We start from the raw sequence: 14766 nt of genomic DNA on the forward strand, positions 1-14766 counted from the left end.
AGTTAGTCGTTAAAAAAGATTTCTGAGAATTTCTCTAAAATAGGTCCTTCAATAATTCTGTCTTTTATGGTAAATAAAATCATTGTTACTACAAGATAAATTCCACCAACTATCAAAAAACCGTATGGGTAACTATTTAAAGCCATTCCAATAGCAAAAGCTGCTGCAATAGAACAAAATAATAAAACCATACCAAAACAAACTAAAATCAATGACATTTTAATGATCATTGTTGTTGATTTCATCGCAAGCTTAAAACTCCTTAATTTGTAATAAGCAGCGGTAGCCTCAATATATTCCTTAGCCTGATCTTGAATATTTTCTGTATTTTCTTTTAGTTCTTCAAAAGCCATGTATTTATTTTTAGTATTTATTAAACTGGCGTATCACTGTTTTTTTGAAGCTTAGCGTTTTGCTTTTTTAATTCCACCAATTTCTCTTCTAAAAAGGAAATGACATCATCTGTTTTGTGACTCATATTAGCTACTAACTCTTCATAAGTTCCTTCTAAATCATATTTAGCAACCGAAAACTTATCTTTCAATTCTAAAGATGCACTATCAAATCTATTTTTTAATTCACTTTTAGCGTCATCAAAACCATCTTGTAATTTCTCTCTAGTTTTAGAACCTTTGTCTGGCGCAAATAAAATTCCTACTCCCGCACCGATTGCAACTCCTGTTAAAAGAGCTAATAATGTATTTCCTGTATTATTTGACATAATTCTAAGTTTTAAATATTTGAAATATAAATCTACAAAATTATAAACAACAACCCGTTAATAAGTCGTTAAAGTGTAATTATATAAGACAAAAAGCAAATAAAAGCGAGCTGTTATCTTATTTTTTAAATTCAACATAGCGAGTCATTTGTTTAAAATAACTCCTTTAAAACAGCGCTACTGCATTCATTTTTGATAGAAAAAAGTTATTGAAATGTTAATTCCTAACGGTAAAAAAAGCTTTCCTTCAAGAAAGCTTTTTTAATATCGGTATAAAAATTTTTATTTAAAATATGAGATTATTTAATGCATAAGACACTTTTTCATTTTTTTCATTATTTTTCATTTCTGAAAGTTGTGTTTCAAAAAGTTTTAAATGATCCAAATCATTTTGTATATTTTCGATTGCCAAAATTCGAACAGCAGGCATTTGGCTTTTTAAAGACATTGCATATAATTTTGTCAAAGATTCATTTTCCATATCTTTTACTTGTACTTTATTAGAGTGATGCAAAATCAAATTAGAAAACAACAACGAGTTATTATCATTCTTGATATTTTTGACAATAGTCTGAATAATTAAACTATAATTATCAATACTTTTTATATTTTCAACAATGCTATTTAAAATCAAATTAGCATTGTTTTCGTCTTTTTCCTTTACATATTTATTGATTTCCTTTTGAGTGTTCATCAACAAATTCTCTTCTTTCTTACCTTTTTCTTCCCAAGCATCTTTTAAACCAACCGTTTTATTAAAAACAATTTTACCTTGCGTTGAATCTTTATCCACATTAAAATACCCCAATCGCTGAAACTGGAATTTATCTCCAGATTGAACTGTTTCTAGACTTGGTTCTACAAATCCTTTGACAATTTGTAACGAACTAGGATTCATAAATTCTAAGAAATTTTTCTCTTTATGACTATCCGGTGCTTCATCTATAAACAAACGATCATACAAACGGACTTCAACTTCTAACGCATGTTGTATAGAAACCCAATGCAAGGTTCCAGCAACTTTTCGTTGACTGGCTTCACTCCCACTTCCGCTTCTACTATCTTCATCATAGGTTACATGAATCTCCGTAATGTTGCCTGTTGCATCTTTTAGTACATGTTCACCTTTGATAATATATCCGTTTTTAAGACGAACCTCTCTGCCCAAACTTAATCGGAAAAACTTAGCAGGCGCATCTTCAAGGAAATCTTCTCTTTCGATGTATAACTCTTTAGAAAAAGGTACTTTTCTAAATCCTGCACTGTCGTCTTCTTGATTGTTTTCAGCTTCCAACCATTCTTCTTGATCAGCGGGGTAGTTTGTAATTACTAATTTTACCGGATCTAAAACCGCCATCACTCTTGGTGCTTTCTTATTTAAATCTTCGCGTAAGCAAAATTCCAATAGTGAAAAATCAATTATATTTTCTCGTTTAGCAACACCAATACTATCACAAAACTTACGAATAGATGCTGCAGTGTATCCTCTTCTTCTTAATCCCGAGATGGTAGGCATTCTAGGATCATCCCAACCATTTACTATTTTTTCCTGTACCAATTGCAACAGTTTTCGCTTACTCATTACGGTGTAATTCAAGTTTAAACGAGCAAACTCATATTGATGTGGTCTCACTTTGGAATCATCATAAATTTGGTCCAAAAACCAATTGTATAATTCCCGGTGCATTACGAATTCTAATGTGCAAATAGAATGAGAAATTTGCTCAATATAATCGCTTTCGCCATGTGCATAATCATACATTGGATATATATTCCAATCGTTTCCAGTTCTATGATGATGACGATGCAAAATACGGTACATCAATGGATCACGCATCAACATATTAGTTGAGCTCATATCAATCTTGGCACGTAAAACATGACTACCTTCTGGAAAATCTCCATTTTTCATTCCTTCAAACAAGGTAAGGTTTTCTTCAACAGAACGGTTTCGGTAAGGACCATCAACTCCAGGCTGTGTTGGCGTACCTTTTTGCACTGCCATATCTTCAGAAGATTGACTGTCAATATATGCTTTTCCGTTTTTGATCATCACAATTGCCCAATCATATAATTGCTGAAAATAATCAGAAGAATATAATTCCTCCGTCCAGTTAAAACCCAACCATTTCAGATCTTCCTTAATTGCATCTACATATTCCTGTTCTTCTTTGGCAGGATTGGTATCATCAAAACGCAAGTTAACGGGTGCATTGTACTTTAATCCTAAACCAAAATTTAAGCAAATTGATTTAGCATGACCAATATGCAAATAACCATTTGGTTCCGGCGGGAAACGAAAACGTAATTTATTTTTTGGAAAACCGTTTGATAAACTGTCTTCGATGATTTGTTCTATAAAATGGAGTGATTTTTCTTCAGTTGACATTTTTTTGTTTTATTTTAGCAAAGATAAAAAAGTTTAAGGTTTACCGTTTACAGTTTCAGCAGAAACCTATGAAAATTATTAACCGCTACTTAAACTTCACATTTAAATTAAAAAAATAGAAAATGGGAATTATAAAACTTAAAGATATCCGCACCTACTCCTACCACGGTTGCTTGATCGAGGAAGGAAAAATAGGTTCAGATTATACAGTAAATTTAGAAGTAAAGACTGATTTAAGAAAATCCAGTATAACCGATGATTTAAAAGATACAGTAGATTATGTGCTCTTAAATCGCATTGTTGTCGAGGAGATGGCGATTCGTTCAGACTTATTAGAACATGTTGCACATCGAATATTAACAAGGATATTTGAAGAAATTCCTGAAATATCAAGAATTATTGTTGCCGTTTCAAAAGTAAATCCTCCTATTGGCGGTGATGTTGAAGCAGTTACTATTGAACTAGAAGAATATAGAAGTTAAGTCAATTACGAATTATGAATTACCGCCAAACAATTTTTAAAACTTTGTTGTTATTGGCTTTCCTTTTTTAACTTTTTTAGTATCTTTGCAAACCAATAAATAATTGGCGTCGTGGCCGAGTGGCTAGGCTGGGCTCTGCAAAAGCTCCTACTCCGGTTCGAATCCGGACGATGCCTCTAAAACCTTCAAAGAAATTTGGAGGTTTTTTTTATGTTTAATTTTTGGAAAAAATTATATAAAGTAAGGTTCAAATCCGGTTTAAAAATCTAAAACCTTCAAAGAAATTTGAAAGTTTTTCTTATATAATTTTTGGGGAAAATTATATAAAGTAAAGTTCAAATCCGGTCTAAAATCTAAAACCTTCAAAGAAATTTGAAGGTTTTTCTTATGTCTAATTTTTGGAAAATTATATTATTTTAATCATCAATTTTTTCGAAAACTTTTTTTACCATTTCCTTTTCTTGAGGAAACCACCCTTGTGTGATTAAAACTAATCCAAAAACCATCATTACAATACTGATTCCTTTTTTGATTTTAAGAATATTTACAGGAGTAAGCTTTGTTTTTAGTTGCTTTGCCAATAGAATTTTAATACAATCAATGAACAAATAAGTACCAATTACAGCAACAAAAAAAGTGACCATTCTTGATGTTTGCATATCTAGTTTTGGTCCAACAGAAATAATTATGGCCAACCAAAAACCAAGAACACCTATATTAATGACATTCAACAAAAAACCTTTTATAAAAAGACTTACATAGTTTTTCCTAACGATTTCCTTATCAATAATGTCGGTATTGATTTTCAATTCTTTTTTTAACTGTATGAAGGAAATTATACCATAAGCCAACATCAACACACCTCCAAATATGAAAAGAGCAGGTTGATCTTTTAAACTTTGAATCAACCTATAACTTCCTAAATAAGCAATGCCAATAAAGACAATATCTCCTAAAATTACGCCTAAATCAAATACTAAAGCAGCTCTAAATCCCTTTATAATACTTGTTTCGAGTAAAATAAAAAAAACAGGACCAATCATAAAACTTAAGAAAATTCCCCATGGAATACCAGCTACAATATCGTTTACCATTAAAAATTAAAATTTATTACCGCCAAAATCTAAACAATAATACTAATTTTTTTCTATTATCGTTCCGCCAATGAAAACTTCTTTGTTTATCTGTTGTGGTTTGCCGTAGATAAATATAGAACCTCCAGCTCTCACTTTTGCATCGACTAAGGTAGTTGCATGAATCTCTGATTGTCCACCCGCAGACACAGTTATTGACGTTTGTGCAGTTTCTAAATCCTTAGCATTAAGAATTCCGCCAGATGTAATAGCAACATTTTGATTAGTTGCTTTGCCAGTTAGAGAAATAATTCCTCCAGCATTTGCTTTCACATCTACCTTATCAACATCTATTTCTAATTTTATTTCCCCTCCAGATTTTGCGTTTAAATCTAAACTTGTTTGTTTTAAATCCTCTTCACTAGAAACATAACTCCCTTCGCTAACAGCAATGCTTTGGATCTTTTTAAAATATAATTTCACAATAATATCATCACCAGATAACAATTGTGGAAAAGGCATTCTAATTTTTAATTCTCCATTTCTATTTACCATTTCTACTTCATCAGCACGGGTTCCTGTGATAACAACTTTATTTTCTGAAGCTGCAATTAGCTTTACACTGATTTTATCAAAGACTTTGACTTCATCAAAATCTCCTAAGTTTCTGCTTATTTGAGCATTTGTGAGCTGACTTAAGAATACTAAAGCAATAATTACTAATCTATTACTCATATTTCTTTTTTGGAATTCGTGAATCTTTGATTTCATTTGTTTTATTTTAACGGTTCTTCAATTCTTCTTAAAAAATTAAAATCCAGTTGTTTTTTAACTAAATCGGCATTTTTTACTTTAACGTAAATTTCATCACCTAATTGTAATAATTTACCTGAAGTTGCGCCGGTTAATGCATATTGCTTTTCGTCAAAGGTGTAGTAATCATCTTTTATGTCACGTATTCTACACATTCCTTCACATTTATTTTCAATAATTTCAACATAAATTCCCCATTCTGTTACACCGGAAATCACACCTAAAAACTCCTCATCTTTATGGTCTTGCATGTATTTTACTTGCATATATTTAATGGAATCACGCTCAGCATTAGTTGCTAATCCTTCCATTGTAGAAGAATGTAAACATTTAGCTTCATACGTTTCTTCATCTGCAGATTTTCCTCCGTCCAGATAATGTTGCAACAATCGATGTACCATTACATCCGGATAACGACGAATTGGCGAAGTAAAATGTGAATAATAATCAAAAGCTAAACCGTAATGTCCTATATTATCTGTAGAATATTTGGCTTTGCTCATACTTCTAATGGCAAGTGTATCAATAAGATTTTGCTCTTTTTTACCATTTACGTCTTCCATCAACTTATTCAAAGCTTGTGAAATAGAGCCTTGTTTAAAATCAATTTTATGTCCAAACTTAGCAATAACAGCTTGCATTGCAAAAAGTTTGTCCTCGTTGGGTTCATCGTGAATTCTGTAAATGAAAGTTTTCTTCTGTTTTCCAATATATTCCGCTACTTTTCTATTTGCCAAAAGCATGAATTCTTCAATCAGATGATTCGCATCTTTAGAAACTTTAAAATAAACACCTTGAGGTTCTCCCGCTTCATCTAAATTGAACTTCACCTCTACTTTATCAAAAGAAATTGCTCCTTCGGCCATTCTTCTTTTTCTAAGAATTTTGGCTAATTCGTCCATTTTTAGCGTCGCTGCGACAATTTCTTGAGAAACTTGATATGAAGTTCCTGTAATCGAAATTTCTTCTGGGATTACATCGTCTTTGGTTTCTATGATATACTGCGCTTCTTCATAAGCAAAACGCTGATCGGAATAAATTACCGTTCTTCCGAACCATTGATTTACCACTTGTGATGTTTCGTTAATTTCAAATATGGCTGAAAACGTATATTTTTCTTCATTTGGTCGCAAGGAACACGCAAAATTGGATAATACTTCTGGTAACATAGGCACCACTCGATCCACTAAATAAACAGATGTTGCTCTTTGATACGCTTCATCATCCAAGATTGTTCCTTCTTGCAAATAATGCGAAACGTCGGCAATGTGAATACCAATCTCGTAATTACCATTTTCTAATTTTTTGAATGAAAGTGCATCATCAAAATCCTTCGCATCTTTTGGATCAATCGTAAAAGTCAATGTATCTCGCATATCACGACGTTTGGCAATTTCATCTTCTTCTATCGAAGTATCAATCTTTTGTGCAAACGTTTCTACTTCAATAGGAAACTCTGACGGCAAACCATATTCAGCAAGAATAGCGTGAATTTCTGTGTCATGTTCCCCTGGCTTTCCTAAAACTTTTATAACAGAACCAAAAGGACTATCCGCTCTGGCTGGCCAATCTTCAACGTGAACTAAAACAACATCTCCTTGCTCCGCCTCCCCTATTTTATCTTTTGGAATAAAAATATCAGTATACATTTTTGGATTTGCAGTAGAAACAAAAGCAAAATTCGCTTGAATATCAATAACCCCAACAAAATCGGTTTTATGCCTTTCAAGGACTTCAATTACTTCACCTTCAGGTCTTTTTCCTTTTCTGCGATTGTAAACATAGACTTTGACAATGTCTTTGTCTAATGCATGGTTCAAGTTATTGGTAGGAATAAAAACATCTTCTTCCATTTCAGGGCAAACAAAATAAGCTGTTTTACGTCCTGTCATGTCAATTTTACCTTCGTAATACTCTTTACTTTCTGCTTTTACCAAATATTTACCGGGTTCTGACTCAATAATTTTATTTTGCGATGCCAGAATCTTCAAATCTTTAATAATTTGATTTCTGCTTTCCGTATCATCAACTTCCAGCTTTGCTCCTATTTGTTTATAATTGAATGCTTTATTAGCACTTTGCGACAATATTTTTATAATTTTATCAGAGAAATCTTTCTCTTTTTTTATCGGCTTTCTTAATCTTTTACTCATAAATTCGTTCTTAAAAGTTTAAAATTACAAAGAAGATATCAATTTAAGAATTTTACGGATTATATTTATTAAAAATATAACTTTAGTATCTTTATAAAAATTAGAAAAATGCAAGATTTTAAAATAATTAGAACCTTTAATTATTCACATGAAATTGTGGTACTAAAGCATTTGTTAGAACAAGAAAAAATTAATTATTTTTTTGAAAATGAAACGTTGGTTTCCATTGATCCTTTTAGCAGTTTTGCTTACGGTGGAATCAAACTCAAAGTTCACATTAATGATTTTGAAAAAGTTCAAGAATTATTAGATGATCTGAATACGAAACTGACGATTGTTTAAATCTGAAATCAAACTGAAATGAATTTTTTAAGTGTAATTTTTTTGAAAGTTGTCAACATCTATTAATATAAACAAAAAGAAAAATTAAATTTAAATTATTTTTTGGTTGTTATTATAGCTTGTTAATAGTGGCAATAAATTTATTTTAAAAGTGGTTATATTCAAGTTTAAAGATGTTATTGCGACTTATCAACATAGTTATATTAGCATAAAAGCTTAGTTTTAAAGTATTTTTAGATTTTAATTAACAATGGTTGATAACATAAAAACTATTGGTTTTGTAAATAACTCACACTACTGTTTTTTGTTAATAACCTACCTTTTAATAATGATAACTATTCTAAAAATTCATCTAACTAAATTAGGATTTAAAAACTCGCTTTTGGATTACATTTATTTTAAGCAAAACCCAAAAATAGTTCTAAGATTCTATATCAAGTTATGAACATTATATGTTAATTTAAAGTTAACTGAATATCAAGCAATTGCGTTTCGCTATTAACAATGTAAACTTTTAACATTTTAAATAAATAAATTTCATTGATTTACAGCTATTTATACATTAAATAAAATTGTTGATAACTATTAATTATTTAGTAATCTGATAGTTACAGCGGTTTATGTTAATTTTACTTTTGAAAGTATATTGTAATCAAAAAAATCTAATAAAGAAGCGTTATTTAAATTCATCTTAATAGATTACTTTATTTAAATTTGCTGTATACAACTAACATATTTATCATGAAAATCTCTATAGGAAATGATCACGCCGGTCCGGATTATAAAAAAGCAATCGTTGAAATGCTTCAATCAAAAGGATATCAAGTAACAAATTACGGAACAGATTCAACGGCAAGCGTGGATTATCCTGATTTTGGTCATCCTGTTGCAATGGATGTTTCTGAGGGAAAAGCTGATTTTGGAATTGTTATTTGCGGAAGCGGAAACGGAATTTCAATGACAGTCAACAAACAAACTAAAGTTCGTGCGGCTCTTTGCTGGATGAAAGAAATTGCAGTTTTAGCACGTCAGCATAATGATGCAAATATTATTAGTATTCCGGCTCGCTTTACTTCGATTCCGCAAGCAGTAGAAATGGTTGAAGCTTTCTTAAACACAGAATTTGAAGGTGGAAGACACCAAAATAGAGTAGATAAAATATCTTGTTAGAATTTTTTATTGACTAAATTTACATTAATTCAGTCAACGTACTGACTGAATTTACATTAATTCAGTCAGTACGTTGACTGAATTACTATTTTTTGATTATATTTGGTTTAGATTTCTAAATCAAATAGCATGGAAAATTATTTAAAAAGAGCATTGTTTCAAGATTTTGGTAAAAAAGTACTTCCTAACAAAGTATTGATTTTACTTGGTGCTCGTCGTGTTGGAAAAACCGAATTACTAAAAAATTATCTTCATACTATTCCTGATGGAAGTTATTTGCAACTAAACGGAGAAGATATTAATGATGCAAATTTACTCAAAGAACGTTCCGTTGCGAATTACAAGCGATTATTAAATAATATTGACGTTTTGGTTATAGACGAAGCCCAAACGATTCCAGAAATTGGACTTATTCTCAAATTAATTGTAGATTCTATTGAAGGAATAAAAATCATTGCTACAGGTTCCTCTATATTTGATTTAAACAACAATCTTGGCGAACCATTGGTAGGTCGAAAAAACACTTTGTACCTTTTTCCAATAGCACAAATGGAATATTCGCAATACGAAAATTACAAGCAAACTACAGAAAAATTAGAGGAGCGATTACTCTTTGGAAGTTATCCGGAGCTGCTTCAATATCCTGATTGGGAGGAAAAAAAAGAGTATTTGTATGAAATTATCAACTCGTATTTACTAAAAGATATTTTAGTTTTTGAAGGCATAAAACATGCTGATAAAATATACGATTTACTACGTTTGATAGCGCATCAGTTAGGAAAAGAAGTTTCGTTGCAGGAATTAGCAAATCAATTGCAAATGTCTAAAAATACAGTGGCAAATTATTTAGATTTACTTTCTAAAGTGTTTATTATTTTCAAAGTTGAAGGATTTAGTCGCAATCTTCGAAAAGAAATTGTTAAATCCAGTCGTTGGTATTTTTATGATAATGGCATCAGAAACGGCATCATTAATAATTTTAATCGATTGGATTCCAGAACAGATGTGGGTGATTTATGGGAAAATTACTTGGCAGTTGAACGTGTTAAAAAACAAAATTACCTTAAAACAAAAACCAATAATTATTTCTGGCGCACTTATGATCAGCAAGAATTGGACTGGCTTGAAGAAAAGGGCGACGCACTTGCGGGATTTGAGTTTAAGTGGAATGAAACTAAAAAGGTGAAAGTTCCTGCTGCTTTCGCAAAAGCGTATCCCGAAGCTACCTTTGAAGTAATTAGTAAGAGTAATTATTTAGATTTTATAACATAGAAATATACTACAAAAACCTGTAAAAACACAATTAAAAAAAACTTCCATAAAAAAGACATTTTTGAAGTTTTATGTCTAAAAAAAAGCATCGCCAGCCCAGAACCAATTGTTCCACCAATAACGCTTGCCAGCAATAAGAGACGTTCTGAAATTCGCCATTTTTGCTCAACAGCAAACTTCTTATCTACTCCTATTATAGAAAAAGCAACTAAATTAATGAGCGTAAAATACCAAATCAAAAAAGACATAAAAAAAGATTTTTGACTCAAAGGTAGTGCTTTAGCAGTAGCAAATATTACTAAACAGCATCGTCTGTACGGAATATAATTACTAAAATGTATTTCAAAAGTATAAAGTATTCTAATTTCCAATAAATATATTTGTAAAAGAAGTTCTTGTCTTGAAAAATTAATTAGTCAAGACAGGAACTTTTTTATAACCGTAAATAGCTTTTTGAAAGCAATTCCTAATTATCAAAATTTAAATTAGAGGGTTCAATGATCTTTTCAGTTTTTTCAATCTTTTTCCCAGTAACTGCTACAGAATTAGAGACAACTTCAAAGTTCAAATTGTCAAACCAGATTTGCCCAGTTCCTTTTACTAAAGCTCCGTATGAAATTTTTGAGGCAGTTATTGGAACATCAACTACAATTTCATATACTTTCCATTCATTTGTGCCAATAATGGGACGGTTATTCATGTTATCAAACGATAAAATTTGTTGTGAATTTGCTTTTTCAACGCGCAACCAGAAGCAAGCTTTTTCGGCAATATCTTTAGTTTTTACATAACCAGAAAATCTAATTCTTTTACCTAAATATTTATCGGCTGCAAAACTTTGCATAAGTGTACCAAATCCATCAATATTAGGCGTTATAGATTGAATCGTCGCTGCGTTTTTGCCATCATAACCAGCTCCTTTGTCAATCCTCATGTCATAACTGTTTGGTGCACTCCCGGATTTAAACCAGCCAGAAGGTAATTCAAATGATAACAGTGTCAGTGCTAATGTGATCAACAAAATACTTTTAATAGTAGTAGTTTCCATATTTGTGAGGTATTAATTATTTACTTACTTTTCATAGTTAGTAGGTTATAATATCTGTAAATCAGGGACTTATAAAGTTAATAAAAATTTAATTATTCGCATTATTAAAAATTAAATAAATTTCACATAAACTCAAAAATAATTAAAAACAATGTATTTTTGTTTTTTATAAAATCCATATCCGCCTAAAAGGTCAGTATTATGACAAACATTGATTACATCAAACAACATGTTGCCACTGCAGCAATAAACATTCAAAATACCGTTCAATTATTACAAGAAGATTGTACAATTCCGTTTATTTCGAGGTATCGAAAAGATAAAACCGGTAATTTAGATGAAGTTTTTATTGAACAGATTGCTAAATTCCAAAAAGAATTCGAAAGTATTAAAAAGCGCAAACAAGCAATTTTAAAATCAATACAGGAACAAAATGTGCTTAGCCCAGAATTAACTAAAAAAATTGATCAAAGTTTCGATTTACAAGAATTAGAAGATTTATACCTACCATTCAAAAAGAAGAAAAAAACTAAAGCCGATGCTGCTCGTGAAAACGGATTAGAACCGTTGGCAAAAATGATTATGGCACAAAATAATGATGATATCGATTTTATTTCGACTCAGTATTTGAATACAAATGTCATAAATGAAGAAGCTGCTTTACAAGGCGCCAGAGATATTATGGCCGAATGGATTAATGAAAATATTTATGTTCGAAAACAACTCCGACGTTTGTACGAACGCAAAGCCACTATTACGACTAAAGTGGTTAAAACAAAAAAAGAAGATGAAAAAGCGCAAAAATTTAATCAATATTTTGATTGGTCAGAACCACTGACTAAAGCACCTTCACACAGATTATTAGCAATGCTTCGCGCCGAAAATGAGGGATTCGTTAAATTCAAAGTTGCTGTTGATATCGATGAAGCGTATCATATTATTGATGCTTTAGTCTTAAAAAGTCAAAATAAAACTACGCCACACATACAATTAGCTATAGAAGACAGTTACAAACGCTTGCTGAATCCGGCAATTTCAAATGAAGCCTTGCAGGAGGCTAAAGCTAAGGCTGATGCCAATTCTATTCAGGTTTTTGCCAATAATTTAGGGCAGTTATTGTTAGCGCCGCCTTTGGGTGAAAAAAGAATTTTGGCCATTGATCCAGGATTTAGAAGCGGTTGTAAAATTGTTTGCTTGGACGAAAAAGGCGATTTGCTATACAATGAAACTATTTATCCGCATGCGCCTCAAAAAGAAGAAGCGATGGCGATAAAAAAAATTCGTTCGATGGTTAATTCCTATAAAATTGATGCAATTTCAATAGGAAACGGAACCGCTTCACGTGAAACCGAATTCTTTATAAAGAAAATAGCTTTTGATAAACCCGTTCAGGTTTTTATTGTTTCTGAAGCAGGAGCATCGGTTTATTCTGCTTCTAAAATCGCCAGAGATGAATTTCCTAATTATGATGTGACGGTTCGAGGTTCGGTTTCTATCGGAAGAAGATTGAGTGATCCATTGGCTGAATTGGTAAAAATTGACCCGAAGGCTATTGGCGTAGGCCAATACCAACATGACGTGGACCAAACCAAACTCAAGGAAGAATTAGACAGTACGGTGATTCGTTGCGTGAATTCGGTGGGTGTAAACATAAACACAGCGAGCAAACATTTGTTGAGTTATGTGAGCGGAATAGGAGAGAAGCTGGCTGAAAACATTGTAAATTATCGTTCAGAAAACGGTCCTTTTACCGATAGAAAACAACTTAAAAAAGTACCGCGTTTGGGTGAAAAAGCGTATCAGCAAGGCGTTGCTTTTATCCGAATTTCAAATGCAAAAAATCCGTTGGATAATTCGGCAGTTCATCCCGAAGCGTATGGAATTGTAGAAAAAATGGCAAAGGATTTGAAATTGACAGTACATGATTTGATTGCTAATAAAGAGAAAACCACTTTAATAAAACCAGAAAATTACATCACCACAGAAATAGGATTATTAGGATTGAAAGATATTATCAAAGAACTAGAAAAACCAGGATTAGACCCCAGAAAGTCAGCTAAAGTTTTTGAATTTGATCCCGATGTAAAGACGATAAAAGACGTTAAAACAGGAATGATTTTGCCTGGAATTGTCAATAACATTACTAATTTTGGTTGTTTCGTAGACATTGGAGTTAAAGAAAGTGGCTTGGTTCACATTTCTCAACTCAAAGCAGGTTTTGTTAGCGATGTGAATGAAGTAGTCAAATTACACCAACATGTTCAGGTCAAAGTAACGGAAGTCGATGAGGATCGAAAGAGAATTCAGTTGACGATGGTTTTGTAAAAGGGCCATTCATTGCAAAAAAAAATTTCAAATTTCAAACTGTATAGTGTGAAATTTGAAATTTTAATTTTTACTTTGTTTGTTCTTCTTTTTTATCAGCTGGCTGATCTTCTTTGGCCGCGTTTTTGAATTCTTTGATTCCGCTTCCTAAGCCTTTCATTAGTTCAGGGATTTTTTTACCACCAAAAAGTAATAAAACAACCGCCAATATAATAAGGATTTCTGTAACTCCAAATCTTCCCATGATTGAATAATTTATTGCCGAAGCAAATTTGTAATAAACCTATAGGCAAAGGTATACAGAATTAATTAATACAAACTCTTTTAAATTCATTTATTTATTTTAAAAAACGTTAAAAATTTATTAAAAACAAACATAAGATTAAGAAATACGATCCCATAAAAGGGAATACAAGCAACGACAATTATTGGTATATTTGTTTAATAATCAAAAAAACATGCCTAATAAAGGATTAAAAAGAAAGAAATTAAAAGAAAATTTATTTAATAAAAGACGTTTAATTATTCTAAATGAAGATACTTTTGAAGAAACATTTTCACTGAAGCTTACCTTAATGAACGTTTTTGTTGTTGCTACTTTGGGAGCTATAATCATTACATTTGTCACTACCTTTATTATTGCTTTTACTCCATTACGAGAGTTTATACCAGGTTATTCTTCCTCAAAATTAAAAAGAGATGCCATGGAATTGGCTTTGAAATCAGATTCTTTGTCAAACGCATTAAAGCATAACGAAGCCTATATTCAATCCATTCAAAAAGTGTTAACCGGAGAGTTAGAATATGCTAAATTTAATAAAGATTCCATTCTTGAAGTAGCAGATGAAACAGCAGCAGTAGATTTATCGGCATCTAAACAAGAATTAGAATTGCGGAAACAAGTTGATCAGGAGGAGAAAAATGTAAATACCCCTTCATCCGCTAAAAAAGGAAAAAGCCAACCTCTAAAAAAGTAAA

15 protein-coding genes and 1 tRNA gene are annotated in these 14766 nt (G+C 31.5%); 7 read left to right on the forward strand and 9 right to left on the reverse strand.

Annotated elements, in window-relative coordinates:
• Nucleotides 1-2: 2 nt before the first annotated feature.
• From ACEN2F_RS07560 to ACEN2F_RS07570, 3 genes are all read right to left on the reverse strand, one after another.
• Entirely contained in the window at nucleotides 3-353 is a 351-nt protein-coding gene (locus ACEN2F_RS07560) for a competence protein (protein ID WP_441737572.1), read from the reverse strand.
• Nucleotides 354-373: 20 nt separating this feature from the next.
• On the reverse strand, nucleotides 374-721 hold the full coding sequence (locus ACEN2F_RS07565; protein ID WP_441737573.1) for a YtxH domain-containing protein: 348 nt from the start codon (nucleotides 719-721) through the stop codon (nucleotides 374-376).
• 286 nt (nucleotides 722-1007) lie between these two features.
• On the reverse strand, nucleotides 1008-3110 hold the full coding sequence (locus ACEN2F_RS07570; protein ID WP_441737575.1) for a glutamine--tRNA ligase/YqeY domain fusion protein: 2103 nt from the start codon (nucleotides 3108-3110) through the stop codon (nucleotides 1008-1010).
• 122 nt (nucleotides 3111-3232) lie between these two features.
• Here ACEN2F_RS07570 and folB point away from each other — a divergent pair, with 122 nt between their 5' ends.
• On the forward strand, nucleotides 3233-3592 hold the full coding sequence (gene folB, locus ACEN2F_RS07575) for a dihydroneopterin aldolase (protein ID WP_441737576.1): 360 nt from the start codon (nucleotides 3233-3235) through the stop codon (nucleotides 3590-3592).
• A gap of 105 nt (nucleotides 3593-3697) precedes the next feature.
• Nucleotides 3698-3768, forward strand: a tRNA-Cys gene (locus ACEN2F_RS07580).
• Nucleotides 3769-4008: 240 nt separating this feature from the next.
• Here the strand turns inward: ACEN2F_RS07580 and ACEN2F_RS07585 are convergent.
• The 3 genes from ACEN2F_RS07585 to rnr are packed head-to-tail and all read right to left on the reverse strand — an operon-like array spanning nucleotide 4009 to nucleotide 7631.
• The gene (locus ACEN2F_RS07585) at nucleotides 4009-4686 is read right to left on the reverse strand and encodes a LysE family translocator (RefSeq protein ID WP_441737578.1); all 678 of its coding nucleotides are present in this window, start codon (nucleotides 4684-4686) and stop codon (nucleotides 4009-4011) included.
• Nucleotides 4687-4728: 42 nt separating this feature from the next.
• The gene (locus ACEN2F_RS07590) at nucleotides 4729-5436 is read right to left on the reverse strand and encodes a head GIN domain-containing protein (protein ID WP_441737580.1); all 708 of its coding nucleotides are present in this window, start codon (nucleotides 5434-5436) and stop codon (nucleotides 4729-4731) included.
• A 5-nt stretch (nucleotides 5437-5441) separates the two neighbouring features.
• On the reverse strand, nucleotides 5442-7631 hold the full coding sequence (gene rnr, locus ACEN2F_RS07595) for a ribonuclease R (protein ID WP_441737582.1): 2190 nt from the start codon (nucleotides 7629-7631) through the stop codon (nucleotides 5442-5444).
• A 108-nt stretch (nucleotides 7632-7739) separates the two neighbouring features.
• Between rnr and ACEN2F_RS07600 the strand changes: the two genes are divergently transcribed.
• From ACEN2F_RS07600 to ACEN2F_RS07610, 3 genes are all read left to right on the forward strand, one after another.
• Nucleotides 7740-7973: a DUF2007 domain-containing protein gene (locus ACEN2F_RS07600; protein WP_441737584.1), complete on the forward strand. Its 234-nt coding sequence runs from the start codon at nucleotides 7740-7742 to the stop codon at nucleotides 7971-7973.
• Between the two features lie 741 nt (nucleotides 7974-8714).
• Entirely contained in the window at nucleotides 8715-9143 is a 429-nt protein-coding gene (gene rpiB, locus ACEN2F_RS07605) for a ribose 5-phosphate isomerase B (protein WP_441737586.1), read from the forward strand.
• Nucleotides 9144-9272: 129 nt separating this feature from the next.
• A complete protein-coding gene (locus ACEN2F_RS07610; protein WP_441737588.1) occupies nucleotides 9273-10415 on the forward strand; it encodes an ATP-binding protein in 1143 nt (380 codons plus the stop codon).
• Here the strand turns inward: ACEN2F_RS07610 and ACEN2F_RS07615 are convergent.
• Both ACEN2F_RS07615 and ACEN2F_RS07620 read right to left on the reverse strand, forming a co-directional pair.
• Nucleotides 10394-10663: a DUF1294 domain-containing protein gene (locus ACEN2F_RS07615; RefSeq protein ID WP_441737590.1), complete on the reverse strand. Its 270-nt coding sequence runs from the start codon at nucleotides 10661-10663 to the stop codon at nucleotides 10394-10396. The genes ACEN2F_RS07610 and ACEN2F_RS07615 overlap by 22 nt on opposite strands.
• 218 nt (nucleotides 10664-10881) lie before the next feature.
• On the reverse strand, nucleotides 10882-11463 hold the full coding sequence (locus ACEN2F_RS07620) for a hypothetical protein (protein WP_441737591.1): 582 nt from the start codon (nucleotides 11461-11463) through the stop codon (nucleotides 10882-10884).
• A gap of 201 nt (nucleotides 11464-11664) precedes the next feature.
• Between ACEN2F_RS07620 and ACEN2F_RS07625 the strand changes: the two genes are divergently transcribed.
• Nucleotides 11665-13788, forward strand: coding sequence for a Tex family protein (locus tag ACEN2F_RS07625; RefSeq protein WP_441737593.1), 2124 nt, complete (start codon nucleotides 11665-11667; stop codon nucleotides 13786-13788).
• Between the two features lie 70 nt (nucleotides 13789-13858).
• Here ACEN2F_RS07625 and tatA read toward each other — a convergent pair whose 3' ends face one another.
• Nucleotides 13859-14032 carry a twin-arginine translocase TatA/TatE family subunit gene (gene tatA / locus ACEN2F_RS07630; protein ID WP_441737595.1) on the reverse strand — a complete coding sequence of 58 codons (174 nt, stop codon included), beginning with the start codon at nucleotides 14030-14032 and terminating at the stop codon, nucleotides 13859-13861.
• Between the two features lie 214 nt (nucleotides 14033-14246).
• On the opposite strand from tatA, the gene ACEN2F_RS07635 reads away from it, so the two are divergent.
• Entirely contained in the window at nucleotides 14247-14765 is a 519-nt protein-coding gene (locus ACEN2F_RS07635) for a peptidase (RefSeq protein ID WP_441737597.1), read from the forward strand.
• Nucleotide 14766 lies beyond the last annotated feature (1 nt).

The organism is Flavobacterium sp. W20_MBD1_R3, from assembly GCF_052119725.1.
In the GTDB taxonomy this organism is placed as follows: Bacteria; Bacteroidota; Bacteroidia; order Flavobacteriales; family Flavobacteriaceae; genus Flavobacterium.